Genomic DNA, 23,833 nt, shown 5'->3' on the forward strand with positions numbered 1-23,833 from the left:
TTTGACGAGAGTAGTGGTGTGCCGGTCAGAGCGGGAAAAGGCTCCGGCCGTGCTGGATCGATATCCACTTCTGGGTGGTGAACGCCTCCACGGTCGCCTCGCCGTTCAGCCGGCCGGTCCCGGACTTCTTCTCGCCGCCGAAGGCGACGAGCGGATCGTCCTGGACGGTGGCGTCGTTGACGTGGAACATGCCGCTGTCGATCCGCTGGGCGAAGCGCACCCCGCGTTCGGCGTCGGCGGTGTGCACGGCGCCGCTGAGCCCGTAGGGGCTGTCGTCGGCGATCCGTACGGCCTCCTCCTCGCCGTCGAACTCCATCAGCAGCGCCACCGGGCCGAAGATCTCCTGGGAGAGCAGCGGAGAGCCGTCCGGGAGCCCGGTGAGCACGGTGGGCTCGACGAGGTTGCCACGAGTGCGGCCCCGGACCAGCGCCGTGGCTCCCTCCGCGAGCGCCTGGTCGACCAGGGCGGTCAGCGCGTCGGCATGGAAGGTGTCGATGACCGGGCCGATCTGCGTCTCCGGGTCGCGTGGGTCACCGGCCCGGAGCGCGGCCACCCGGGCGACGAACTTCTCGGTGAACTCGGGGGCGACGGCCCGGTCCACCAGGATCCGGTTGGCGGCCATGCACACCTGGCCCTGATAGACGAAGCGGCTGAAGACGGCGGAGTCGACGGCGTAGTCGATGTCCGCGTCGTCGAGCACCACCAGGGCGCTGTTGCCGCTGAGTTCGAGAATGGTGCGCTTGAAGAGCGCGCCGGCTGTCGCGGCGACATGGCGGCCCACCCGGTCCGACCCCGCGAAGGAGATCACCTTGGGGACGGGGTGCTCGATGAACGCGTCGCCTATCTCGGCTATGTCGGTGACGACGACGTTGAGCAGCCCGGCCGGCAGCCCGGCCCTCTCGAAGATCCGGGCGATCAGCCCGCCGCCGGTGACCGGCGCGTTCTGGTTGGGCTTGATGACGACCGCGTTGCCGAGCGCCAGGGCCGGCGCGACCGACTTCATCGTCACCAGGAAGGGGAAGTTGAAGGGGCTGATGACGCCGATGACGCCGACCGGCAGCCGGTAGAGGCGGTTCTCCTTGCCGTCCACCGGCGAGGGCAGGATCCGGCCCTCGGGGTGAAGTGCCTGGTGGGCCGCCTCACGCAGGAAGTCCTGGGCGGCGCCGAGCTCGTACAGCGCCTTCGCCCGGGTGCCGCCCAGTTCGTCGATGACCGCCTCGACGATGTCGTCGGCCAGTTCCTCGGTGATCCGCACGGCCCGCTGCAGAACGTCCCGGCGCTCGTACGGACTCACGTCGGCCCAGTCCCGCTGGGCGCGCTCGGCGGCGCGGTAGGCGAGGTCGACCTCATCCACGGTGGCGATGGTGACGGCGGCGAGCTTTTCCCCGTTGTAGGGATTGAAATCGATGATGTCCCACGAACCGGTGCCGGTGCGCCATTCACCGTCGATGTACTGGGCGGCCAGCTCGTGGAAGAAGGACATGCGATCCCTTACTGCAGGTGCAGACTCCTGTCGGTACGTCATCGTACTGAAATGTCAGGAGAGTTGGAGAAGTCCCCGGAGCAGGTCCCGGCTCTCCTCCGGCCCCGGGCTGTCTGCGTGAAGCCGGACCATCGCCTTTTCGTACTGGGCGACTTCTTCGGCCTTGTCCAGATAGAGCGCACTTGTCAGCTGCTCCAAATAGACAATGTCCGACAGATCGGATTCCGGGAACCGCAGCATCGTAAAGGAGCCACTCTCGCCCGCGTGCCCGCCGAAACTGAACGGCATCACCTGGAGGGTGATATTCGGCTGCTCCGACATTTCGATCAGATGCCGCAATTGGGTGCGCATCACTTCCCGCCCGCCGTAGGGGCGGCGCAGTGCCGCCTCGTCCAGTACGGCGTGGAAACGGGGGGCCCGTTCGGAGACGAGGGCCTTCTGCCTGGCCAGGCGCAGCGCGACCCGGCGGTCGATCTCGGCGGCAGGGGCGCCGCGCATGCCCCGCGAGACGACCGCGTGCGCATAGTCCTCGGTCTGCAACAGACCGTGCACGAACTGGACTTCGTAGATCCGGATGAGCGAGGCCGCACCCTCCAGACCGATGTACGTCTGGAACCAGCCGGGCAGCACGTCCCCGTAACTGTGCCACCAGCCTGCCACGTTGGCCTCACGGGCCAGTCCGAGCAGGGAGTCGCGCTCCGCCTCGTCCGTGACTCCGTACAGCGTGAGCAGGTCCTCGACGTCCCTGGCCTTGAAGCTCACCCGTCCCAACTCCATGCGGCTGATCTTCGATTCGGAAGCCCGGATGGAGTAGCCGGCCGCCTCACGGGTGATGCCCCGCGAGTCCCTCAGTCGCCTGAGCTGAGAACCCAGCAGGATGCGCCGCACCACGGATCCACTCGACTCGCCTGCCGCCACCGGTCCAACCCTCCCCATCGCTTCCTGGGCATCGGGGTCCCCCCGAACCCCAAGAGCCGGATTCTGCCATCAAAATGCTTCAGCCCGTACACATTCGATTACGGAAATGGGAAGACTTCCCCGAGGTCTCGAAACTCCGTACAGGAAGAAATGACCAAGAACCGGCACGGTATCGGACAGGTCAGGCGCGTGCACGTGCATCTGCCCTTGCATCTGCTCTGCGCATTCGGAACCATGGGCCTCGCGCACCTGCGTGCTCGTTCGTGTTGTGCCGCTGTACCCGTGTACCCGCAGTACCGATACAGCCGCGAATCCCGGGAGTGCCTCGCATGGGGACGAATGGATCGACGATGCTCGAGCCCTTACGACAGGGGCTCCCTCCCATCGATCCCTCCGCCGTCTCCGGGTCGGCCACCTGCGCCCTGCCCGCTCACTACGAATCCGTCGGCGGGGCAAGGCAGTTCACCCGGACGACGCTGAGCGGCTGGGGTCTGGGCGAACGCTTCGACGACGTCGCGCTCGTCGTCTCCGAACTGGTCACCAACGCCCTGCGGCACGCCCTGCCCGCCGAGACCACGCGCGAGCCCCAGGACCCGCCCGTCCGGCTGCACCTGATGCGCTGGACCTCACGGCTGGTGTGCGCGGTGCGCGACCCCAGTCAGGCGAGCCCCGTCGCGTCGGAGGCCGCGGACTGCGCGGAGTCCGGCCGCGGCCTGTTCCTGGTGGACTCCTTCAGCGACTGCTGGGGCTGGCACCCTTCACCCGTACTGACGACGGAGAGCACCCTCGCCGGAGCGGCGCCGCGCGGAAAGGTCGTCTGGGCGCTCTTCCGGCTGTCCGACCCCGCCTGACATACGGGCGAAGAAACGGCACGCGGACGGGGATGCGCCGCGCCGCCGAAGAACGACGCTCCGGCAGACGGTGCTCAGGCCTCCGCCACGAGGTGGTCGAACTCGCCGTCCTTCACGCCGAGCAGCAGGGCCTCTATCTCCGCGGGCGTATAGACCAGCGCCGGCCCGTCGGGGTGCCGCGAATTGCGCATCGCCACATCGCCGCCGGGCAGCTTCGCGAACTCCACGCAGGATCCCTGGGAGTTGCTGTGCCTGCTCTTCTGCCATACGACTCCGCGAAGCTCTGTGGCCGCCATGCCGTTGTACACGTGGTCCACAGGACGCTCCCCGAGTTGCAAAGTGCAAGTGTCAACTGTCTCGGATCATAGCTGTGTTCGATATCCGCTGCATGAGCGGATGCATGAGCAGATGCACGTGCACGCGGGGTGTTCCCTCGGTTACAGCGCTCCGCAGGGATAGACGAACGAGAGGCCTGTTCCGCTCCCGATTCCGGGAGTTGACCGTTCCACCCCGGTTGCGACTCACTGGTAGCTTGGACGGTCATTCGTCATCCAGGGGGAATTCAGCATGTACAAACTCGTACGTACCGGCGCCGTAGTCGCCACCGGACTGCTGACCGCTCTCGCCCTCACCGGGTGCGGAAGCGACAGCGACAAGAGCGGCACGGACAAGGCATCCGGCTCCACCGCCACCCCGGCGCCCACCGCGAGCGGCAGCAAGGACTCCGGCTCCGGAGCGGACGGCGACACCGGCGGTCTCAAGGCGCTGGAGGGCGCCTGGGCCGGGCAGACCGACGGCAAGGCCGTCGTGCTCTCCGTCGCATCCGGGAAGGCCGTGATCGTCGCCGAATCCCACGTCTGCTCGGGCACTGCCAAGAACATGGGCAACAAGCCGATGCTGGCCCTGACATGCGCCGACGGCGACACCGACCGGACCATGGGGGCCATCGAGTCCAACGACGGCAAGACCGTCGTCGTGTCGTGGGACGGCGGCACCAAGGACACCCTCGCCAAGACCGACGCCGACTCGCTCGAGGGGCTGCCCGACCTGCCGACGCCATGACCCGCGGGCGACGGACGGGTCCCTGACGCCGCCTCAGTCGTCGTCGGACGGACGCGGCCGCGAGCCGCTGTCCAGTCCCTGGGAGAACTCCTCCAGCGCTTCGAGCAGGAGGTCGGCCCCGTTCCGTACGACGGGGTCCGCCCCTCCTTCACGCATCCGCTCCTCCTCGTCCCACTTCTCCAGCGCCTCCCGCACCGCCGTCCAGTCCGGTACGCGCCGCTCTCGCACCGCCTTCGCGCCCTGCTCGGTGGCCCGGCGCAGCGCCTCGGCGAGCGGGGCGGCGGCCGGTACGGGGGTGGCGCCGCCCTCCGGCAGATGCGCCTCCATCAGCATCGCGACCCGGCCGAGCTGGGCGAGCGCGTGCTGGGTGTCGTCGGCAGCGGTATGCGAGAGGCCGCGGTGGCGCACCGGTTCGTGCTCGGCGGTGGCCACCGCCTCCTGCCAGGCGACGCGGGCGTTCCGGGTGGCGAGCAGCGCCTGGCGGACGTCGTCGTGGCCGCGGTCGGCCGGATCGGCGTACTGGTCGACGACCGCGGCCGCGTAACGGCCGTCCTCCTTCAGCCAGTCGCCGAGCCGGCCACGCAGCCGCGGGGTCTCCCACGCCGGGTAGACGGCGTACGAGATCATGGCCAGGAGACCGCCGAGGAGGGTCAGGAGGACCCGTTCGAGCACGGTCTGCGACAGGTCGTCGCCGGCCATGCCGAGCAGGAAGACCACGTACGCGGCGACGCAGGCCTGGCCGACGGCGTAGCCGGTGCGCATCAGCAGGTACATCAGCAGGGCGCAGGTCACGGCGAGCGCGGCGGACAGCCCCGCGCGCGGGGCGGCGACCTGGACGATCACGCTTGCGGCGAAGACCCCGACGACGGTGCCGCCGAAGCGTGCCACGGACCGTTCGTACGTCCGGGAGAACTCCGGCCGCATCACCATGACGCCCGCCATCGGCACCCAGTAGCCGTGCCCGTACGGCAGCGCCAGGCCCAGCAGATAACCCACCGCGGCGACGACGGAGATCCGGATCGCGTGCCGCAGGATCGGGGAACCGTGGTGCAGTTCGCGGCGCATCAACCCGATCACCACCGGGACCAGCCGCAGCAGGGTAGGCCGCCGGTGGTGCTCGGCGGGGACCTGGCCGCCCCGCCCGGCCTCGATGGCGTCGGCGGCCTCCGCCGCCCCGGCCCGCTCCTCCTTCGTGCCGTCGCCCTCGGCGGCCTCGATGACGTCGGAGAGCAGGGCGGCCAGCCGGTCCGCGGCGCGGAGCGGGGGGCCGGTGAGCAGCGCGCCGGTGTCGGGGGTCTTCAGCGCGGCGACGGCGGGCGCGGGGAGCCGCACCGGGTCGCCGTGGCGGATCGCCCGGGCGGCCGCGTCGAGCAGGGAGCCTGCGGCGGCGAGGAGCTCACGCACGCGGTCGCGCTCCGGGCCCTCGGACGGGACGCCCATCGCCGGGTCCGCGAGCGAGGCGAGCACCGGTCTGATCCGCTCGGCGACCCCGCGCGAGCCGTGCAGCTCGGCGGGGCGGCGGCGGGCCTGGCGCTCGGTGACGGCGGCGGCCCTGCGGGCCTCCATCAGGGGGACCGGATCGAAGTGGGCGACCGGGTCATGGCGCAGCCTGCGGGCGTAGTCGGCCTCGGCGGCCAGCGCGTCAGCCAGCGCGTCGCGCTGGGCGCCCCATCTGCGGACGGGGAACAGCACGATCAGTACTGCCTGGACCACCCCGCCGAACGTGATCATCAGGGCATGCAGGGCCGCCTCGGCGACGGACGTGGGCAGCGTGACCGTCACCAGCATGATCGCGACGTTGGACGCGGCGATGATGCCGCCCGTCGGACCCGCCGCCCAGGCCAGCCCGGCGATGAAGGTCCAGAGCACCAGCAGGGTCAGGAAGAGGGGGAGGTGGGGGCCGGTGACGTAGCCGAGGAACGTCGAGACGCCGAGGCTGAAGCCGGAGACCAGGGCGAGCACGGGGCGGGGGCGCCAGCTGCGCTGGAAGGTGGCGATCGCCGCCTGGTACGCGCCGAACGCGGAGCTGGCAGCGACCACCGGCCCGAAGAGGGCGAGGCTCACCCCGATCACCAGGGCGAGACCTGCCGCGCCGCGGATGGCGATCAGCGGTTCGAGACGCGTCCTCTCGATCGTCAGCCCCGAGCGGGCGGTCTCCCTCAGCGCCCGGAGCCAGCTCATGCCCAGAGCCTAACCGGATTTACCGATATGCCCGAGTTGTCGGGTTGGGTTACCGGCCTCGCGAACCCGGTCCGGGCGTACCGCCGGGGGCAGGTCCGGGAGACGGGGAGGTACCGCAGCGGGCAGGGCACCGGCCTCAGCCGGAGATCTCCGGCTTGCGCCCGCCCATCCTGGCCCGGTCCGCCGCGGCCGTCCCGTGGGTCCAGCCGTCCAGGTCCGTGGCGCCGCGGACCCGGGTGGTCGTGGTCGCGGGGAACATCTTCTCGGCGGTGTCCGTGACCGCCACGTCCCGGGCCGCCAGCACGGGCAGCAGGCCCGCCCCGGCCACGGCGGACGGCGCACCGGTGGTGACACCCTCGGCGTGGGCCTCGGCAGTGGCGCGGGCGGTGCCGTCGGCCAGCCGGCGACCCAGCCGCTGGGCGTAGGCCATCAGGAAGGACTGCCGGAAGGTCTTGGTCCGTTTGCGGCCGCCGGCCCGCTGGCCCGCTTCGGCCCGGGTCATCGCCGCCGTGCCCTGCACCAGCAGCGAGGTGTGAAGCAGCTCCACGGCCTCCAGGTCCGGCTCGAAGCCGACCACCGTCGAGAAGCCGAGGTCGCTGTTCCACACGGCACGGCAGCGGTTCGCCGATGCGACGGCGTCGAGCAGGATCGCCTTGGCCGTCTCGTAGGGGGCGTCCACCCCGATCCGGCAGGCGCCCGGCACGCTGCCGCTGTGCGTGCGGGCCGCCAGCAGGGCCTCGTCGATGCTGTGCCGGGCCATCAGCTCCTGGGCCTTGGTTGTGAGCGCCTCCGCCTCCTCGGGGAATCCGGTCGCCTCGGCCTTGGCCAGCAGCGCGCGGATCCGGGTCAGCATGCGCGGTTCGTCGTGCGCGGGCGGCAGGTGCAGGGTGTCGCGCAACGCGCCGGGCGGGGGCCCGACGGGCTCGATCGCCGGCAGCCGGAGCAGCAGCCGGTAGAGCCCCAGGAGTGCGGAGGCGTACGAGAAACGGTCCGGCCGCCCCGCCGGCGGCGGGGCGGGCAGCTCGTCGAGCTGGGCCTGCCAGCGGGGCGGCAGCACCTCGTGGCGCCGGACATCCGAGCCGATCAGCCCGGCAGCCAGACCGGCCGCGTGCTCGTCGAGCTCGCGGCGGACGATGCGTACGAGATCGGCGGGCAGCCAGCCTCGGTCCCAGGCACGCCGGACGAACTCCTCGCCGCGGCGCAGCAGCTCGGCGTCGGACGCCGGGTCGGCGGCGAGGAGGGACGCGCCTGTGTCGAGCCCGGCGTCGCCGTCCGAGTACAGGGCTGCCGCGAATGCCTGGTCGATCACCGGTTCCATGAGGTCAGGGTAGGCATGGCGGGCTCGGCGGAATTCATCCACACCCTGTGGACAACTTTCACCGATCCGCGGCGCGCACCTGATCGCGACCGGCCTCCCGTCACGGCAGCAGGACGACCTTCCCGCGTACGTGCCCCGCCTCGCTCAGTTCCTGCGCCCTGGCCGCCTCGTTGAGCGGGAGCGTCCGGGCGACGGGGATCCGCAGCTCGCCGTCGGCCGCGAGCCGGGCGTGCCCGGCCAGTTGCTCCCTGGACCGGGAGCCACCGCCGGAGAAGGCGACGCCGTACTTCGCCGCGTCCGGGTCGGCGATGGTGACGATCCGGTCTGTGGTGGAGCCGCGCAGCTCGATGGAGTCCGGCAGCGCGCCGCGCCCCGAGGCGTCGAAGACGGCGTCCACACCTTGTGGAGCGAGCTCGCGCACCCGGCCGACCAGCCCGTCCCCGTACTCCACCGGGGTCGCGCCGAGCACCCGCAGATAGTCGTGGTTGCCCGGGGACGCCGTGCCGATCACGGTCGCGCCGCGGGCCGCCGCCAGCTGGACCGCGGCCGACCCGACGGCTCCGGCCGCCCCGTGCAGCAGCAGGGTCTCCCCCGCCTCCACGGCGAGTTCGTCCAGCACGCGCTGGGCGGTGCTCGACGCGATGGTCAGCGCGGCCGCGTCCGGCCAGCTCAGCTCCGCGGGCTTGGGCGCGACGAGAGCGGCGTCGGCCAGGGCGTACTCGGCGTAGGAACCGGTGGCGCTCCAGCCCAGCACCTCGTCGCCCACCGCGACATCGGTGACGCCCTCACCGGTCACGTCGACCACCCCGGCGAACTCCACGCCCGGGACGGCCGGGAGCGACGTCGGGAACACGTCCTCCATCCAACCGCGCCGGATCTTGTAGTCCATCGGGTTGACCGCGGCGGCCCGGACCTTCACCCGGACCTGCCCGGGACCGGGATGCGGGTCCTCGACCCGGGCCGGATGCAGCACCTCGGGCCCGCCGAACTCCTCGAAAACGATCGCTTCCATCGTGTCGTCTGCCTCCTCGGTGGATGAGCCGTTTCCGATCCTTCCAGCCAGTGCCGCCCCGCGCCCAACGCTCGGTTGTCAGTGCCGGGTGCCAGACTCGGCCATATGACCGAACGCTGGGCGCTGGCCGTCACGGAGAGCGGTGGCGCGCGCCTCGCGCCGCTGGACCGGACCGGCCGCCCCACCGCCCCTGTCGTGACCGAACCGGACCTGGCCGAGGCCGTCCGCTCCCGGCCCGACGTCACCCGCTGGGTGTGGCGTTCGACGGCCGAGGTCTACCCCCGGCTGCTCGGCGCCGGAGTGCCGGTCGCGCGGTGCTACGACATCGAGGTCGCCGAGACCCTCCTGCTGGGGCACGAGGGCCGGCTCGGCGAACCCCGCTCCGCCGCTGCCGCCCACGCCCGCCTGCTGCATCGCCCGGTGCCACCCGACCCGCCGCCGCGCTCCGCCGTGCCGGGTTCCCAGTCCTCCCTCTTCGAGCCCCGGTCCGGGACGGACCTGCCGTTCGACGCCCTGCTCCAGGTGTACGCGGACCAGCTCGCCCGCCACGACGCCACGGACCGGCCGGGCCGGATGAGCCTGCTGACGGCCGCCGAGTCCGCCGGCATGCTGGTCGCCGCCGAGATGAACCGCTCGGGTCTGCCGTGGCGGGCCGACGTCCACCGCGAGGTGTTGCACGAGCTCCTGGGCGAGCGCTACGCGGGCGGCGGCGAGCCCCGGAAGCTGGCCGAGCTGGCGGACGAGGTCTCCGCCGCGTTCGGCCGCCGGGTCCGCCCGGATCTCCCCGCCGATGTGGTGAAGGCCTTCGCGCAGGCCGGAATCAAGGTGCGGTCGACCCGCCGCTGGGAGCTGGAGGAGCTGGACCATCCGGCGGTGCCGCCGCTCATCCAGTACAAGAAGCTGTACCGGATCTGGACGGCCCACGGCTGGAGCTGGCTCCAGGACTGGGTCCGCGACGGCCGCTTCCGCCCCGAGTACCAGCCGGGCGGCACGGTGAGCGGCCGCTGGACGACCAACGGCGGTGGGGCGCTGCAGATCCCCAAGGTGATCCGGCGGGCGGTGGTCGCCGACGAGGGCTGGCGCCTGGTCGTCGCGGACGCCGACCAGATGGAGCCGCGGGTGCTCGCCGCGATCTCCCGCGACCGGGGCCTGATGGAGGTGGCCGGGCATGACGGCGACCTGTACACCGCGCTGTCGGACCGCGCCTTCCACGGCGACCGCGACCACGCCAAGATCGCCCTGCTCGGTGCGGTCTACGGCCAAACGTCGGGGGACGGCCTGAAGAATCTGGCGGCCCTGCGCCGGAGGTTCCCGCACGCGGTCGCCTATGTGGACGACGCCGCGAAGGCCGGCGAGGAGGGCCGTCTCGTACGGACCTGGCTGGGCCGGACCAGCCCGCCCGCCGCGGGCAGCGGGGACGACGGGGAGGCCGGCATCCCGCAGGAGGACGACGGGCCACCGGCGGACGGCTCCGAACCGGCGGACGGCGGATTCGCACCGGGTTACGCCTCCTCCAACGCCCGTGCGCGCGGCCGCTTCACCCGTAACTTCGTGGTGCAGGGCAGTGCGGCCGACTGGGCGCTGCTGCTGCTCGCCGCTCTGCGGCGCTCGATCGCGGCCGCCGGGCTCCGGGCCGAACTGGTCTTCTTCCAGCACGACGAGGTGATAGTGCACTGCCCCGAGGAGGAGGCCGAGACCGTCGTGGAGGCGATCCGGGCGGCCGGTGAACTGGCCGGCCGGACCGCTTTCGGTGACACGCCGGTGCGCTTCCCGTTCACCACGGCGGTGGTGGAGCGCTATTCGGACGCGAAGTGACCGGGCCCGGGCAGCCGCCCTGACGCGGCGGGGATCGCACGCGGCAGGGCGGCGGACCGGGCCGAGCGCGGCGCAAGCCCCGGGAAGCGAGCCCGGGGCATGCGCGCGCGGCGGTGGTACCTCGCTTGTCCGCCCGTCTACGCGCGCTCCCACAGCGCGGGGACGTTCGGCGGCTCCCAGCCGGTCAGGGCGGTGTGAGCCTGCAGACAGCGGTAGGTGACCCCGCCGTACGTGACGCGGTCACCCGCGTTGTAGAGCGTTCCGACCGCCCAGCTGCCGCCCGGATCGGTCGGCGGGTCCGTCGGGCCGGTCGGCGGATCGGTCGGGGTGCCGCTGGTGACCAGGGTGAGTCCGTACGCCTGGAGCGCCGGGTTCACCGGCTGGAAGTACGTCGTACCGCCCTGGGAGCAGTTGCCGGTGCCGCCGGAGGTGACTCCCTGGGCCTGGCTGCCGGAGATGAACGAGCCCCCGGAGTCGCCTGGTTCGGCACACACGTTGGTACGGGTCACCCCGGAGACGGTGCCCTCCTGATAGGTGACGCTGCTGTTGCGCTGCTGGACCGTGCCGCAGTGCCAGCCGGTCGTCGAGCCGGAGCGGCAGACCGACGAACCCTCCAGCGCCTCGGTGGATCCGGTGACCGTCACGTCGCCGTTGCCGTAGCCGTTCACCAGCGGGCGCGGGGTCCAGTTGGTGTTCGCGGCGACCCAGGAGTAGTCGCGGCCGGGGAAGGTGGAGCCCTGGAAGGAGCCCTGGGCCTGCTGGTTGTAACCACTCGTGCTGACGCCGGGGGTTCCGCAGTGCCCGGCGCTGACGAAGCCGCCCTGAGTGCCGCGCCTGACGGGGAAGCCGATGGAGCAGCGCCCGGAGCCGTTCATGTAGTACGCGTCACCGCCCCGCAGGTCCGTGAACGTGCGCGGCTCACCGGTGGACTGAGTGATCGTCACCAGCTCGCGCGCGACGCCGGCCGCGGCGAGGAAGGTGTCGGCGGCGGCTCCCCGGCCGGCCTGGACGACGACGCGATTGGTGGCGACGTCGACGTACCAGGCAGGCACGTCCTTCGGCGCCCTGCGCAGCGCGACCCGGTCGAGGGCGGCCTTGGCGGAGGTGAGTTCGGCCAGGCTGTGGTCGACGACGACGGGCCTGGCACCCGCCTCGGCGATCCGTCCCGTGTCCGCGGCATCGGTCGTGGCGACGGTCAGCTCCGCCTCGTCTCCGCTCACCCGGGCCCCGGCGAATCCGGTGCCGAGTGAGCGCCGCAGCACCGCGGCCACGGCGGTCGCACGGGATTCGTTGCCGATCCGTTCCGTCGCCTGGTCGGCGGTGAGTCCGAGATCGCGCTGCACGGCCTTCAGCAGGCCGGGCGAGAGCCGGTCCGCCCCGGCGGCGGGGACGCGGGGGGAGGGGTCGGCGGACGCGGTGCCGGTCAGTCCGGCCAGCGCGAGCACACCGACGGCCACGGTGGCGGTACACGCGGCCAGTGCACGTCTGCGGAGCATGGATCTCTCCACGGAACTCTCCTTGACTTCGGGGGAATTGCCGACAACGTAGCCGCGTACACGTCAGCTACAGGAGATCCCGTCCGCCCCATCGCGTCGCGTTATGGGGCTGTCCTGACCGGCTGCGATGCGCGGGAACACGCGCGAACGATCTCCCCGTGGGCGCCCATCACGAGTAGGTTCCACCCATGCGAATAGGCCAATTGCTGGGCAGCGGACGCGACGCCGACGTATACGAACTGGATGAGGCGTGGGTCCTGCGCCGCTACCGCGACGGGCTGGACGCCACTCCTGAGCTGCCCGTCATGTCCTACCTCTCGGCCTCGGGCTACCCGGTCCCCCGGCTCGGCCGGCAACCCCCGTCGGCCGGCCCCGGCGATCTGGTCCTGCAGCGGCTGACCGGCCCCACGATGCTGGAGTCCATGCTCGGCGGCGGCATCGACGCCGCCGAGGGCTCCGCCCTGCTCGCCCGGCTGCTCGCCGAACTGCACACCGTCCCGGCCCGGCTCTCGCCGGATCCCGAGGACCGGATCCTCCACCTCGACCTGCACCCGGACAACGTGATGCTGACGGCCGACGGCCCGGTGGTGATCGACTGGAGCAACGCCGAGGAGGGCCCACCGGCCCTGGACCGGGCCATGTCGGCGCTGATCCTGGCCCAGGTGGCGGTCGATCCGGCCAACCCGGCGGCGGACGGCGGACGCGAGCTGCTGACCGCCCTGATGCCGCACCTCGCGGCGGACGGCGGCGTCCCGGCCCGCCATCTCGCCGACGCGGCGGCCCGCCGGGACGCCAACCCGACGATGAGCCCGGCCGAACGGGACCTCATCGGCGAGGCGGCGGCCCTGGTCACCACGCTCTCCCGCTGAGGCCCCGTTCGGCCGGGCACCCGAACTACTCCCGCGCACCCGCCAGTTCGACCGGCCGGACGCGCAGCGCGAGCGAGGCGGGCAGCACCGCGAAGACCACGGCCAGGAGCGCACTCACCGCGACGACCGAGCCGATGGTCCCCCATGGGACGACAACCTCCGAGTGGACGTCGAGCAGTCCCAGTGCGGTCCGTACGCCGAACAGGTTCAGCGCGGCCACCGCCCCGCCGAGCACCGCACCCACCGCCACCACGACCAGCGCCTCCGTCCCGACCAGCCGCAGCACCTGCGCCTTCGTCGCACCGGCCAGCCGCAGCACCGCCAGGTCGCGCACCCGGTCCGAGGTCGCCATCACCTGTGTGCCGGCCAGCGCGATGCCCGTGTACACGAGCGCGATGAGAAGGATCATCAGCAGTCCGAGACGGGTGTTCTCACCGGACCGCCGGTGGTTCTCCGCCAGCCACCCGGCCCTCGTCGCCGCCTCGGTGCCCGTCGCCCGTCCGGCCGCCTCCAGCTGCTCCGCGACGGCCGAACGCCCGGTGTTCCCGACGACCTTGACGTCGACCCGGTCGACCGCGGCACCCCCGGCGTTGCGCGGGGTCACGTACACGCCGTTGTTCCCGGTGCCGGTGCTCAGCACGGCCGCCACCCGCAGGGTGACCTTGCGGCCGTCGGCCAGCCAGACGCCGACACGTTCGCCGACCGTCGTGGTCATCCACTCCTCGTTGACGACGATGGAGCCGTCGTCGAGGCCCGCAAGGCTGCCCGCCACGACGGGCAGCGCCGACACCGCCGCCGCATCGGCCGGGTCCACGGCCCGCGCCTCGGAGCCGACCAGTGCCGTGCCTTCCTCCAGCACGGTCACGGAGGTGGACCGCGAGGCGCTGACGACGACGCCCGGGATCTGCCGGGCCCGCTCGACGAACTCCGGCGGGAGGGCGGTGCCCTCGCCGCCCGCCGTGACCACGAAGTCCGAGGTCACCTGAGTCCGCGCCTCGGTGGCCCTGGCCTCGTCAAGGGTCGCCGTCGTGCCCATCAGCGAGGCGGCCAGCGCCACCGTGACGATCACGGGCGCCGCGACCGCCGCCGTTCTGCGCAGCCCGGCGGAGGCGTTCTCCCTCGCCAGTACGCCGGTGGCGCCCGGCAGTTGTGCGGGCAGCCAGGTGAGGAAGCGGGTGACGGGCCGCACGAGGACGGGTGCGAACAGGGCGAACCCGACGATGAGCAGCATCGGCTGGGTGACGTACGTCTTGCGCTTGAGGACACTGCCGGGGTCCTGCACGAGAGCGATGCCCAGCAGTACGGCGCCGGTCAGCAGGACGGCGGCGCCCAGCAGCACCCGGATCGGCGGCATCGAGCCGCTGTCGACGGCGGATTCGCGCAGCGCCTCGGCCGGCCCCACCCTTCCGGCCCGGCGCGAGGCGGCGGCCGCACCGGCCAGCGCCACGGCGAGTCCGGTCCAGAAGGCGGCGTACAGCGGCCAGTTCTGGTCGCCGACCGCGAACCAGCGGGGCGCGATCCCCTCCCCGACCATCCAGGACACGAGCCGGGGCGCACCGAGGACGCCCAGCCGGCAGCCCGCCACCGACGCCAGTACGCCGATGACGACCGCTTCGACGTACACCATCCGCCGCACCTGTCCCGGGGTCGCGCCGGCCGTGCGCAGCAGACCGAACTCGCGGCGGCGCTGGGCGACCGCGAAGGAGAACGTCGAGGCGACCACGAAGACGGAGACGAACGCGGTGATGCCGGCGGCCGTACCCAGCAGCGCGTTCACGGAGACCAGCGCCTCGGCGTCCCGGTCCGGGTCGGGGTCGGCCCGCCGGCGGTCGTCGCCGGTGAGCACCGCCATCCGGTCCTCCCGGTCCGCCACCGCACGCACCACGGCCGGATCCGCGTGCACCACCACGGCGTCGACGGCCGGGGAGATCGTGGCGGCCTCGGCCGCGGTGAAGAACACGGCGGTCTCGAAGCCCGCGGGGCGCACCGTGCCGACGACGGTCCGGAGCGCGGTCCCCGCAGCGGTGGCGACCGTGATCCGGTCTCCCGTACGCACATCGGAGCCGTCCCCCGCGGTGACGACGACCTCGCCGGCGGCGGCCGGGGCCCGTCCGGCGGCCAGCCGGTAGGGGGTGGCGGCCGCGACCGGCCACGGGTGGCCGACCGTTCCCTCGCCGTCCCCGTCGAGGCGGGCGTCACCGACCGAGACGGGGAACGTGCGGTCCTCGACCGTACGGCCGAGCTCCGCGAGGGCGGTGACGAGCTCCGCCGGGACCGACCGGGGCGAGGTCAGCTCCTGGGTCCGGACACCGATCGCGGTCCGGACCCGCAGCTGATCCTCGCCCCGGACCACGACGGGCGCGGCGGCGAACCGCTCGGGGCCGTGACGGGGGGCGTCGAACGTGGCCGCGAGGGCCATCCCGGTGGTGGCGACGATCCCCACTCCGAGGGCCAGCGCGAGGAAGGAGCCGACGAAGGTGACCCAGCGGGTCCGCATGCCGCGCAGCGAAAGGCTCAGCACGGGACCGCCGCCATCCGCGTCATGCGCGCGGCGACCTGCTCGGCGGACGGGGACGCCAGTTCGTCCCGCACCCGGCCGTCGGCGAGGAACAGCACCCGGTCCGCATAGGAGGCGGCGACCGGGTCGTGCGTCACCATGATCACGGTCTGGCCGTCGTCGACCATGGTGCGCAGCAGCGTCAGCACCTGGCGTCCGGTCGTGGAGTCCAGGGCGCCGGTGGGTTCGTCGCCGAACAGCACATCGGGCCGGGTGACCAGGGCGCGGGCCAGGGCCACGCGCTGCTGCTGGCCACCGGACAGCTCACTGGGCCGGTGCCCGGCCCGTTCGCGCAGCCCCACCCGTTCCAGTACGTCCAGGACCTCGGCCCGTTTCGGCCGACGGCCGGCCAGCCGCAGCGGAAGGGCGACGTTCTGCTCGGCGCTGAGCGAGGGAAGCAGGTTGAACGCCTGGAAGACGAAGCCGATGCGGGTGCGGCGCAGCAGCGTCAGCTTCCGTTCGCTGAGTCCGGTCAGCTCGGTGTCACCGAGGAACACCTGCCCGCCGGTGGGCCGGTCGAGCCCGGCGGTGCACTGCAGCAAGGTGGACTTGCCGGATCCTGACGGGCCCATGACGGCGGTGAACGTGCCCCGGGGGACGTCGAGGCTGACCGCGTCCAGCGCGGTGACCGCGCCGGTGTTCCTGCCGTAGGACCGGGTGACCGAGCGGAGTCGGACAGCTGCTTGATTCATGGACACCACTCAACCGGCGTCGCTCTTCGGGCACATCGCAGCGAGAGGGAGTCTCCGGGGTGGAGACAGCTCCACCCCCGGAGTCGACCTCACCGGGTGGTCCGCCTCACCGGGCCCGGCCTACGGTTCCCCCATGCCCTCCCCCGCTGCCCCCTCCGGTGACGCCCTGCCCTCCCCCGGTCTCCGGCAGGTACTGCGACAGCGCCGCTACATACGCACCGCCTGGCCGTGGCGCGCCACGCTCTACCTGCTGACGAGCGTGCCCGTGGGCCTCGCGACACTGACCGCGCTCCTCCTCCTGGCCGTCGCGGGCAGCGCGCTCACCGTGATCCTGATCGGTGTCCCGCTGCTCCTCACCCTCGTGCTGGCGGGCATTCCGCTGGCCGCCCTGGAGCGGCGCAGGCTGCGGCTGCTCGACCCCCGGCCGATCGCCGCGGCGCACCGGGAACCGGACGGCACCGGTCTCTCGTCCTGGCTGCGCACCCGGCTCCAGGAGCGGGCAACGTGGCGGGAGCTGGGCTACGCGCTGCTGTTCGCCCTGGTGCTGTGGCCGCTGGAGGCGCTGGCCGTGGGGACGGCCTTCCTCGTCTGCGGCGGGCTGATCGCCGCTCCCCTGATGCTGGCGGCGAGCGGCGGCGAGGAGGCCCGCGTGCTCAAGATCTGGCTCGTCGACACCTACCCGCCCGCCTTCGCGGCGCTGCTCGCCGGACTCGTGCTGATCCCCCTGTTCGCGTATCCGCTGGGGGTGTTCGCGGCCGGCCGGGCCGCGCTGACCCGGCAGTTGCTCTCCGCGCCGGAGGCCGGACTGGACTCCCGGCTGCGGGAGATGGGCCGCTCCAGGATGCGGCTGGTGGACGCCTTCGAGGCGGAGCGCCGGCGGATCGAACGCGATCTGCACGACGGTGCGCAGCAGCGGCTCGTCGCCCTCTCCATGACGCTCGGCCTGGCCGGGCTGGAGAGCCCGGCAGAACCGCTGGCCGGACTGCTGGCGAAAGCGCACGCGGAGGCCGGGGTCGCGCTGGTGGAGATCAGGGAGCTCATCCAGGGCATCCACCCCCAGGTCCTCACCGACCGAGGGCTGGTGGCGGCGGTGGAGGATGTGGCGGACCGTTCGGTGGTCCCGGTGGAAGTGGACTTCGATCTGCCGGACCGGCTCTCCCAAGCGGTCGAGACGGCGGTCTACTTCGCGGTCTGCGAGGCGCTGGCCAATGTGGCCAAGCACAGCGGGGCGGATCGCGCCCGGGTGACAGGCCGGACGGAGAAGGGCCGGCTGGTGGTGGAGGTGTCGGACGACGGGGTGGGCGGCGCCGACACCGGCGGCGGTACGGGGCTCCAGGGCGTGGCCGACCGTGTCTCGGTGCTCGACGGCCACCTGCTAGTGTCCAGTCCGCCCGGCGGGCCCACCGTGTTTCGGCTGCAGGTCCCCATGTCACCTGCGGAAACAAGGACTTGAGCGTGCGCATCGTACTGGCCGAGGACAGTGTGCTCCTGCGGGAGGGACTGGTCGGTCTGCTGGAGCGGTTCGGTCATCAGGTGGTCGCGGGCGCGGGTACGGCGGACGAGCTGATCGCGGCCGTGGCCGAGCACGGCCCGGACATCGTGGTGACCGATGTACGCATGCCGCCCGGCTTCTCCGACGAGGGCCTGCGCGCCGCGATCCAGCTGCGCACCCGGCAGCCGGGGCTGCCCATCCTCGTACTCAGCCAGTACGTCCAGCGCGCCTACGCCGAGGATCTGCTCGACTCCGCGGACGGTACGGGTGTCGGCTATCTGCTCAAGGAACGCATCGGCAACGTCGAGGAGTTCATCGACGCCCTGCACCGGGTCGCCGCCGGGAACACGGTCGTGGACCCCGAGGTGGTCCGCCAGCTGATCCGTCGCCGCCGGGACCCGCTCGCACGGCTGACCGCACGCGAGCAGGAGGTACTGGCCCTCATGGCGGAGGGCAGGTCCAACGCGTCGATCGCCGCGGCGATGACGGTCAGCGAGGGCACGGTCAGCAAGCACTTCGGCAGCATTCTCGGCAAGCTCGACCTGTCGCTGGACGACACCACGAACCGCCGGGTGCTGGCGGTTCTGGCGTACTTGCGGGGCTGAGCCGCCCCGGAACTCCCGTACAGGGACCGGCGTACGGACCGCCGGCGTACGGACCGGATCAGGCCGTGGTGGATACGACGGACGCGGAGTCACCGTTCGTTACGGGTGCGGAGTCACCCGCCGCGACGTCCCCGGAGACACCGGCCGCCAGGACCGACGGCGTCCCGGACAGGGCCTGGCGGGCGAACGCCACCACATGGCTGCGCAGATCCGGCGCCCCTGCGTCCGCGCCCCCGATGATGAGCCGGGCGAGCTGCGGCACCGCGCTCGGCCAGGCGGCGAGCCCGATCATGCTCATCAGACAGGCCGCGACCCGCGGTGACGCCTCGGTTCCGAAGGTCTCGGCGAGGGCGGCGATCTTCTCCTCGTAATGCCCGCGGCGCCGGTCCTCCTTGGGCAGCGCCCCGTCGCGGTGGTGCAGCCCCTCCCATAGGAAGAGCCTCACCAGGACAGGGTTGTCGCGGTGGAAGTCGTACACCCGGCCCACATACTCCGCGGGGTCGTCGCCCGCCGTGAGCGGGACGGCCTCGGCAAGCTCGTCGAGCGCGCTCCCGACGACGGCATCGAACAGCTTCTGCTTGTTGCCGAAGTAGCCGTAGATCCGCTCCTTGTTCACACCGGCCAGCTCGGCGATGCGATCGACTCGGGCGCCGGCGATGCCGTGAGCTGCGAATTCCTCCTTGGCAGCGGCGAGGAGCCGTTCCTTGGTGCGGTTCGTGTCCGAGGTCATGACCCCAGCGTAGAGCGCAGGAGCCACGCTACCAACCAACTAGATGGTTGACTTCCAACCGGTTGGTTGGTTCAGTGGAGCACGATCGGTCCACCAACCCATGGATGGGAACGCCTATGACCACGGCCACGCCCTGCACCACCGCTACCGAGGCCGCGACCGAGGCCCGGCCGGCGCACCACCTGCCCTCCATCCACATGCGGGCCCTGCTCACCTGGATCGCCGTATTCACGGCTCTGTCCGTCGTCCAGCTGGTGATCGGCCCGTACGTCGCGGGGTTCCCGATGCCCCTGCGCACGCTGGCGCTCACGGCGGTCGTCGTCCCCACCGTGGTGTACGGCTTGGTGCCCACGCTGCTCAAGGCACGCGCCGCCGTGCTGCGCCGCAGGCCGTCGACGGGTTCCTGACGCCCTGGCGCCCGGCGTCCTCACGCCCGTAATGATGTTGCCAAGCTGTGCACCCGTGGCGGAGGATCCCGCCCTGTGACCACAGCCGAACAGCACCCCGAGCCGTCCGAACCGCCGCCGGGGGCCGTGCCGCAACGCCCACTCGCACTGATCACCGGCGTCGGCCGCACGATCGGCATCGGCGCGGGCATCGCCCGCCGGCTGGCGGCCTCCGGCTGGGACATCGCCTTCACCTACTGGACCCCTTACGACAGGCGCATGGCCTGGGGCGAGGAGCAGGGCGCGTCCGCGGCGATCGACGCGTCCCTCGCCGAGCAGGGCGCACGCACCGCGGCGATCGAGGCGGACCTGTCCGACCCCGACGCCCCGGCCCGCGTCTTCGACGAGGCCGAACGCCGGATCGGACCGGTCACCGCGCTCGTACTGAGCCATGCCGAGTCGGTCGACTCCGGTCTCCTCGACACCACCGTCGAGAGTTTCGACCGGCACTTCGCCGTGAACACCCGCGCCACCTGGCTGCTGATCCGCGAGTACGGGCTCCGCTTCCGCGCCGCCCCGGGGTCCGGCCGGATCGTCGCCCTCACCAGTGACCACACGGTCGGCAACCTCCCGTACGGGGCCAGCAAGGGAGCCCTGGACCGCATCACCCTGGCCGCCGCCCACGAGTTCGCCCACCTGAAGGTGACCGCCAACGTCATCAACCCCGGCCCCGTGGACACCGGCTGGATGAACGAAGAGCTCTCGGGACTCGTCCTCGGCGGCACCCCGCTGGGGCGCCTGGGCACCCCGCAGGACACCGCGCACCTGGTGGACTTCCTCTGCTCTCCGCAGGGCCAGTGGATCAACGGCCAGCTACTGAAGAGCAACGGCGGATCGGCGTAGGCCGCCCGGCGGGACCGGGTTCCCTCACGCCGTGACCGCACCCAGCCGGCCGCCCCACAGGGCAGGGCGCGGTCACGGCGTTCCGCAGACAGCGGCCGGCTCAGCCGCCGGTTCCGCGAGCCGCGCCCTCGTCCCCTCCGGGCCGAACACCTCGACCCGCGCACCCAGACCTGCCGGCTGCGAGGCCAGCACCTCCGCCGACGGCCCGTCCACCTCGATGCCGGGCCACCCGTCGGCCCGCGCCGGACCGATGCGCAGCCGGCCGCCGAACAGCCGTAGCAGAACGACCTCGGCGCCTGGTTCGGGCCCAGGACCCGAACCTCCTCCTCGCCCGCCTCGACCGCTGACACCGGACACGTAGCTCCGCACTCACATGGCCCGAATCCGCGCCCTCCGCTCAGCCCCGGGCCCGGTTTCGGGCCATTCCCGCGCCTGCGGCGCCCCCGGCCGTGCGGCCGCTCGGACATCTGCGTAGGGTCGCGAGGACCGCGATGGGGGGATCGGGGCATGAGTTCATCCGTTCCGCCGCGCGCCGAGAGCGACATGACGGGGTGAGCTCCAGTGACGACCGTGCAGCCTGAGCGGGGCACGCCTCTCTTACGACGGCTGCGCCGGCGGTCCGGCGACGGGGCGGCGCCAGGGGCCTGGCGGCCTTGGCGGAATGGACGCGTGGCGTCCTTCCTGCTGCGGCCGGTACCGGCGTCGGTGCTCCTGGCGGCCGTACTGCACCTGGTGTGGGTGTACCTCGTCGCCAACAGCGGCGGAGATCTGGCCGCTCAGGACGCCTGGGCTGAGTTCGCCGCGCGGCATCCCGGTTCGGCGTACAACTTCAGCTGGTACGGAGGGATACACCCCGTCTCGTACAGCGTGATCTCGCCCTACTTGATGGCCCTGCTGGGTGTACGGACCACGATGGTCCTCATCGGAGTGATCTCGGCGGGGCTCCTGGCGCGGATCGTGGAAGGGTGTCGCGGGGTGCGGCGCCCACTGCTGCCGTCCCTGTGGGGCGCGTTCGCGCTCGCCTGCAATGCCGGTTCCGGGCGGGTGACGTTCGGGCTGGGGCTGATGTTCGCGCTCGCGGTGGTCGCGCTGGTTTTCACAGGGCCGCCGATCCGGCTGCGGATGCCGGCTGTCGTGCTGTGCTCCGCGCTGGCCACCGCGGGCAGCCCGGTCGCCGGGCTCTTCCTCGGCGTGGTGGCGGCGGCCCTGTTCCTGCAGCGCCGGCGGCGGATCGCGTATGCGGTCGCACTGCCCTTCCCCGTGGTGATCGCGCTGTCGGCGTGGCTGTTCCCGTTCCAGGGAGTGCAGCCGATGCCGTGGCTCTCCGGGCTGATCCCCATCGGATGCAGCCTCGCCGTGTACGTGCTGAGCCCGCCGCAGTGGCGGACGGTGCGCATCGGTGCGGTGGTCTACGCGGCCGGAACCCTGGCCACCATGATCGTGCCGTCCCAGGTGGGGCTCAACGTCGAGCGCCTGGCGCTCATCTTCGGGGGTACGGCGCTGCTGGCGGCGGTCGACCACAACCGCAGACGCCGGCAATGGCGCACCCGGTATCTGGCCGCCGTGTGGCTGGCGTTCGCGGGACTGGCGAGCTGGCAGACGGCCAAGCCCGTGGTGGATGTGGTGCTGACCACCCCGACCGTCGCCTGGACCGACGCGGACCTGGCCCCGCTGATACGTCAGCTGAAGCGGGTCGATGCGGACCGCGGCCGGATCGAGGTGGTGCCGGTACGCAGCCACCGCGAGGCCGCGGCGCTGGTGCCTTACGTCAATCTGGCCCGCGGCTGGAACCGGCAGGCCGACCTCGACCGCGACGCACTCTTCTACGACGGCACCCTCGACCGGCGCAGCTACCGGGCGTGGCTGAAGCACTGGGCGGTCCGCTATGTGGTGCTGCCCGTCGAGGACAGGCTGGACACCGGGGCCGCGGAGGAGGCGGAGCTGATCTCGTCCGGTCTGCCCTATCTGGAGCAGACCTGGTCGGACGCCAACTGGAAGATGTTTCGCGTGAAGGACCCGACGCCGCTGGTCGAACCGCCTGCCGCCGTCGAGCGGGCCGGCGCGGACGAGCTGGTCATCAACGTGACGTCCGCGCGGGACGTGCTGGTCCGTGTGCGGTACTCGCCCTGGCTGGGCCTGGTCGATGCGGCGGGCAAGGGTGTGGAGCAGACGGAGGTGCTGGACGGCGAGCGGCTCCGCCAGGTCGGCCCCCATTGGCATCCGCTGCCGGGGCAGAGCGAGGGCATCGTGCCGGAGCGGAGTGAGAGCGGTGTTCCGTATCTGAACCGGCACGGCTGTCTGACGCGGGCCGGCGACTGGACCCGGCTGCACGTACCCCGTGCCGGGACGTACAGGATCGCCGCTCTGTACCAGGTGCCGCGGGGGACGCCGTGCCCGGAGTAGCCGGGCTGCCGTGGCGCCCGCCGCCTGCCCCGACGAGCACCGCCGCCGGCTGGGGGTGCCCAGCCGGCGGCGTGAAGTGCCCCCGTGATCGCAGCAGTCCTGGCTTCCGGATTACTCGTTGAACCACTCGGACTTCACATCGCCGCCGCCACCGTTCCAGGAGAGCTGCATCTGGAACGACCCGGACTGCCCGACGTCGTAGCCCTTCTTGTCACAGCCGGCGTCGCCGCCGTCGTCGATGTAGATCTTCTCGTTGTAGGTGTTGTCGATCAGGCGGCCCGCGACGCCGTGGCCGTCCGCCTTGGTGTCGCAGACCTGGAAGACGTCCCCGTCATCGATGAAGGTCATCGTGCCCTGGCCGCCCGGGAGGGAGATGGTCTTGTTGCTGTCGAGGACGCCGACTTCGGTGGCCTGGGCCGTCGACATCGTGCCGGTGAGAACTGTGGCAACGGCCGCGCCGGCCACGGCTATACGGGCGAACGACTTGATCATTGGTTCCCCTGATTCTGTGCAGGCGAAGCAGCCTTGAAGGCTCCGCTCGATCGGCACCGACCTTAGACACAAGGCATCAGGCATTACACGGACTTGAGGTTTCTCTGAGCTGATGCGGTAATCCGAGCCGTCCACGGAAGGCGACCGGAACGGCGAATTCCATGCACCAATGACGCAATAAAGAGGCACAGAAACCAGACCGATCCGACCTCGGCGCCCACACGCTCCGGGTACGGACGGCTCGCGAAGGTGACCCGCATCACGCCACCCTGACCGACCTTCAGGACTTTGGCAGTTGCCGCCGAAGAGCGATCCGGCGATGCATATGCCGCGCACAGCCCGTCACTTCATGCGACTCCCGCACCGGAATGAAGGTCTCCACATCGAGAGCAAAACGTCTCAATCGCACGGAAGTTGACCTCATCGACCGCACGGAACTTGACCTCATCGACTTGGACCGCTTTCGACAGGGCCACCCTCCACAGTCCGGCAAATCGCCGACGCCGCAAGATTTCCGGCCGGTTCGGACCCATTCGGTCGCCGCCATCAACCCTGAAGCCCTGGAGGT

At 71.9% G+C, this 23,833-nt stretch carries 21 protein-coding genes; 9 read left to right on the forward strand and 12 right to left on the reverse strand.

Annotation, left to right across the window (positions count from 1 at the left end):
- Window positions 1-25: 25 nt before the first annotated feature.
- Together SH922_RS17895 and SH922_RS17900 are read right to left on the reverse strand one after the other, a co-directional pair.
- Window positions 26-1,483 carry an aldehyde dehydrogenase family protein gene (locus SH922_RS17895; protein WP_393058946.1) on the reverse strand — a complete coding sequence of 486 codons (1,458 nt, stop codon included), beginning with the start codon at window positions 1,481-1,483 and terminating at the stop codon, window positions 26-28.
- A 54-nt stretch (window positions 1,484-1,537) separates the two neighbouring features.
- The gene (locus SH922_RS17900) at window positions 1,538-2,419 is read right to left on the reverse strand and encodes a helix-turn-helix domain-containing protein (RefSeq protein WP_393058947.1); all 882 of its coding nucleotides are present in this window, start codon (window positions 2,417-2,419) and stop codon (window positions 1,538-1,540) included.
- Window positions 2,420-2,751: 332 nt separating this feature from the next.
- Here SH922_RS17900 and SH922_RS17905 point away from each other — a divergent pair, with 332 nt between their 5' ends.
- A complete protein-coding gene (locus SH922_RS17905; RefSeq protein WP_393058948.1) occupies window positions 2,752-3,252 on the forward strand; it encodes an ATP-binding protein in 501 nt (166 codons plus the stop codon).
- 74 nt (window positions 3,253-3,326) lie between these two features.
- Here SH922_RS17905 and SH922_RS17910 read toward each other — a convergent pair whose 3' ends face one another.
- Window positions 3,327-3,569 (reverse strand): DUF397 domain-containing protein, encoded by a 243-nt coding sequence (locus SH922_RS17910; protein WP_393058949.1) that lies wholly within the window; start codon window positions 3,567-3,569, stop codon window positions 3,327-3,329.
- Between the two features lie 250 nt (window positions 3,570-3,819).
- Here SH922_RS17910 and SH922_RS17915 point away from each other — a divergent pair, with 250 nt between their 5' ends.
- Window positions 3,820-4,314: a hypothetical protein gene (locus SH922_RS17915; RefSeq protein ID WP_393058950.1), complete on the forward strand. Its 495-nt coding sequence runs from the start codon at window positions 3,820-3,822 to the stop codon at window positions 4,312-4,314.
- A gap of 33 nt (window positions 4,315-4,347) precedes the next feature.
- Here SH922_RS17915 and SH922_RS17920 read toward each other — a convergent pair whose 3' ends face one another.
- From SH922_RS17920 to SH922_RS17930, 3 genes are all read right to left on the reverse strand, one after another.
- On the reverse strand, window positions 4,348-6,495 hold the full coding sequence (locus tag SH922_RS17920) for an FUSC family protein (protein ID WP_393058951.1): 2,148 nt from the start codon (window positions 6,493-6,495) through the stop codon (window positions 4,348-4,350).
- Between the two features lie 136 nt (window positions 6,496-6,631).
- Entirely contained in the window at window positions 6,632-7,813 is a 1,182-nt protein-coding gene (locus tag SH922_RS17925) for a DUF2786 domain-containing protein (RefSeq protein WP_393058952.1), read from the reverse strand.
- Between the two features lie 100 nt (window positions 7,814-7,913).
- Window positions 7,914-8,825: an NADP-dependent oxidoreductase gene (locus SH922_RS17930; protein ID WP_393058953.1), complete on the reverse strand. Its 912-nt coding sequence runs from the start codon at window positions 8,823-8,825 to the stop codon at window positions 7,914-7,916.
- Window positions 8,826-8,930: 105 nt separating this feature from the next.
- On the opposite strand from SH922_RS17930, the gene SH922_RS17935 reads away from it, so the two are divergent.
- On the forward strand, window positions 8,931-10,640 hold the full coding sequence (locus tag SH922_RS17935; RefSeq protein WP_393058954.1) for a bifunctional 3'-5' exonuclease/DNA polymerase: 1,710 nt from the start codon (window positions 8,931-8,933) through the stop codon (window positions 10,638-10,640).
- A gap of 137 nt (window positions 10,641-10,777) precedes the next feature.
- On the opposite strand, the gene SH922_RS17940 is transcribed toward SH922_RS17935, so the two are convergent.
- Complete coding sequence (locus SH922_RS17940; RefSeq protein WP_393058955.1) at window positions 10,778-12,136, reverse strand: carbohydrate-binding protein; 1,359 nt, start codon at window positions 12,134-12,136, stop codon at window positions 10,778-10,780.
- 188 nt (window positions 12,137-12,324) lie between these two features.
- Between SH922_RS17940 and SH922_RS17945 the strand changes: the two genes are divergently transcribed.
- Window positions 12,325-13,005: a phosphotransferase gene (locus tag SH922_RS17945; protein WP_393058956.1), complete on the forward strand. Its 681-nt coding sequence runs from the start codon at window positions 12,325-12,327 to the stop codon at window positions 13,003-13,005.
- 25 nt (window positions 13,006-13,030) lie between these two features.
- Here SH922_RS17945 and SH922_RS17950 read toward each other — a convergent pair whose 3' ends face one another.
- Both SH922_RS17950 and SH922_RS17955 read right to left on the reverse strand, forming a co-directional pair.
- Window positions 13,031-15,526, reverse strand: a complete 2,496-nt coding sequence (locus SH922_RS17950; protein WP_393058957.1) for an ABC transporter permease — start codon at window positions 15,524-15,526, stop codon at window positions 13,031-13,033.
- Window positions 15,520-16,254, reverse strand: a complete 735-nt coding sequence (locus tag SH922_RS17955; RefSeq protein WP_393058958.1) for an ABC transporter ATP-binding protein — start codon at window positions 16,252-16,254, stop codon at window positions 15,520-15,522. Before SH922_RS17955 ends, SH922_RS17950 begins: the two co-directional genes overlap by 7 nt.
- 133 nt (window positions 16,255-16,387) lie before the next feature.
- Here SH922_RS17955 and SH922_RS17960 point away from each other — a divergent pair, with 133 nt between their 5' ends.
- On the forward strand, window positions 16,388-17,707 hold the full coding sequence (locus SH922_RS17960) for a sensor histidine kinase (protein ID WP_393058959.1): 1,320 nt from the start codon (window positions 16,388-16,390) through the stop codon (window positions 17,705-17,707).
- A gap of 2 nt (window positions 17,708-17,709) precedes the next feature.
- Window positions 17,710-18,351, forward strand: a complete 642-nt coding sequence (locus SH922_RS17965) for a response regulator (RefSeq protein WP_393058960.1) — start codon at window positions 17,710-17,712, stop codon at window positions 18,349-18,351.
- Window positions 18,352-18,409: 58 nt separating this feature from the next.
- Here the strand turns inward: SH922_RS17965 and SH922_RS17970 are convergent, their stop codons facing one another.
- Window positions 18,410-19,081 carry a TetR/AcrR family transcriptional regulator gene (locus SH922_RS17970; RefSeq protein ID WP_393058961.1) on the reverse strand — a complete coding sequence of 224 codons (672 nt, stop codon included), beginning with the start codon at window positions 19,079-19,081 and terminating at the stop codon, window positions 18,410-18,412.
- Window positions 19,082-19,197: 116 nt separating this feature from the next.
- Between SH922_RS17970 and SH922_RS17975 the strand changes: the two genes are divergently transcribed.
- Together SH922_RS17975 and SH922_RS17980 are read left to right on the forward strand one after the other, a co-directional pair.
- Complete coding sequence (locus tag SH922_RS17975; RefSeq protein WP_393058962.1) at window positions 19,198-19,488, forward strand: hypothetical protein; 291 nt, start codon at window positions 19,198-19,200, stop codon at window positions 19,486-19,488.
- Between the two features lie 75 nt (window positions 19,489-19,563).
- Window positions 19,564-20,370, forward strand: coding sequence for an SDR family oxidoreductase (locus SH922_RS17980; RefSeq protein WP_393058963.1), 807 nt, complete (start codon window positions 19,564-19,566; stop codon window positions 20,368-20,370).
- A 72-nt stretch (window positions 20,371-20,442) separates the two neighbouring features.
- On the opposite strand, the gene SH922_RS17985 is transcribed toward SH922_RS17980, so the two are convergent.
- Window positions 20,443-20,727: a hypothetical protein gene (locus SH922_RS17985; RefSeq protein ID WP_393058964.1), complete on the reverse strand. Its 285-nt coding sequence runs from the start codon at window positions 20,725-20,727 to the stop codon at window positions 20,443-20,445.
- Between the two features lie 312 nt (window positions 20,728-21,039).
- Here SH922_RS17985 and SH922_RS17990 point away from each other — a divergent pair, with 312 nt between their 5' ends.
- On the forward strand, window positions 21,040-22,773 hold the full coding sequence (locus SH922_RS17990; protein WP_393058965.1) for an MFS transporter: 1,734 nt from the start codon (window positions 21,040-21,042) through the stop codon (window positions 22,771-22,773).
- A 111-nt stretch (window positions 22,774-22,884) separates the two neighbouring features.
- On the opposite strand, the gene SH922_RS17995 is transcribed toward SH922_RS17990, so the two are convergent.
- Complete coding sequence (locus tag SH922_RS17995) at window positions 22,885-23,265, reverse strand: hypothetical protein (protein WP_393058966.1); 381 nt, start codon at window positions 23,263-23,265, stop codon at window positions 22,885-22,887.
- Between the last annotated feature and the right edge of the window lie 568 nt (window positions 23,266-23,833).

Source organism: Streptomyces sp. LN549 (assembly GCF_043203805.1).
Classification (GTDB): Bacteria; Actinomycetota; Actinomycetes; order Streptomycetales; family Streptomycetaceae; genus Streptomyces.

Bases quoted from the DNA above. Each gene is read 5' to 3' on its own strand.
- SH922_RS17895 (WP_393058946.1), bottom strand. From the start codon at position 1,483: ATGTCCTTCTTCCACGAGCTGGCCGCCCAGTACATCGACGGTGAATGG.
- SH922_RS17900 (WP_393058947.1), bottom strand. From the start codon at position 2,419: ATGGGGAGGGTTGGACCGGTGGCGGCAGGCGAGTCGAGTGGATCCGTG.
- SH922_RS17905 (WP_393058948.1), top strand. From the start codon at position 2,752: ATGCTCGAGCCCTTACGACAGGGGCTCCCTCCCATCGATCCCTCCGCC.
- SH922_RS17915 (WP_393058950.1), top strand. From the start codon at position 3,820: ATGTACAAACTCGTACGTACCGGCGCCGTAGTCGCCACCGGACTGCTG.
- SH922_RS17920 (WP_393058951.1), bottom strand. From the start codon at position 6,495: ATGAGCTGGCTCCGGGCGCTGAGGGAGACCGCCCGCTCGGGGCTGACG.
- SH922_RS17925 (WP_393058952.1), bottom strand. From the start codon at position 7,813: ATGGAACCGGTGATCGACCAGGCATTCGCGGCAGCCCTGTACTCGGAC.
- SH922_RS17930 (WP_393058953.1), bottom strand. From the start codon at position 8,825: ATGGAAGCGATCGTTTTCGAGGAGTTCGGCGGGCCCGAGGTGCTGCAT.
- SH922_RS17935 (WP_393058954.1), top strand. From the start codon at position 8,931: ATGACCGAACGCTGGGCGCTGGCCGTCACGGAGAGCGGTGGCGCGCGC.
- SH922_RS17940 (WP_393058955.1), bottom strand. From the start codon at position 12,136: ATGCTCCGCAGACGTGCACTGGCCGCGTGTACCGCCACCGTGGCCGTC.
- SH922_RS17945 (WP_393058956.1), top strand. From the start codon at position 12,325: ATGCGAATAGGCCAATTGCTGGGCAGCGGACGCGACGCCGACGTATAC.
- SH922_RS17955 (WP_393058958.1), bottom strand. From the start codon at position 16,254: ATGAATCAAGCAGCTGTCCGACTCCGCTCGGTCACCCGGTCCTACGGC.
- SH922_RS17960 (WP_393058959.1), top strand. From the start codon at position 16,388: ATGCCCTCCCCCGCTGCCCCCTCCGGTGACGCCCTGCCCTCCCCCGGT.
- SH922_RS17970 (WP_393058961.1), bottom strand. From the start codon at position 19,081: ATGACCTCGGACACGAACCGCACCAAGGAACGGCTCCTCGCCGCTGCC.
- SH922_RS17975 (WP_393058962.1), top strand. From the start codon at position 19,198: ATGACCACGGCCACGCCCTGCACCACCGCTACCGAGGCCGCGACCGAG.
- SH922_RS17995 (WP_393058966.1), bottom strand. From the start codon at position 23,265: ATGATCAAGTCGTTCGCCCGTATAGCCGTGGCCGGCGCGGCCGTTGCC.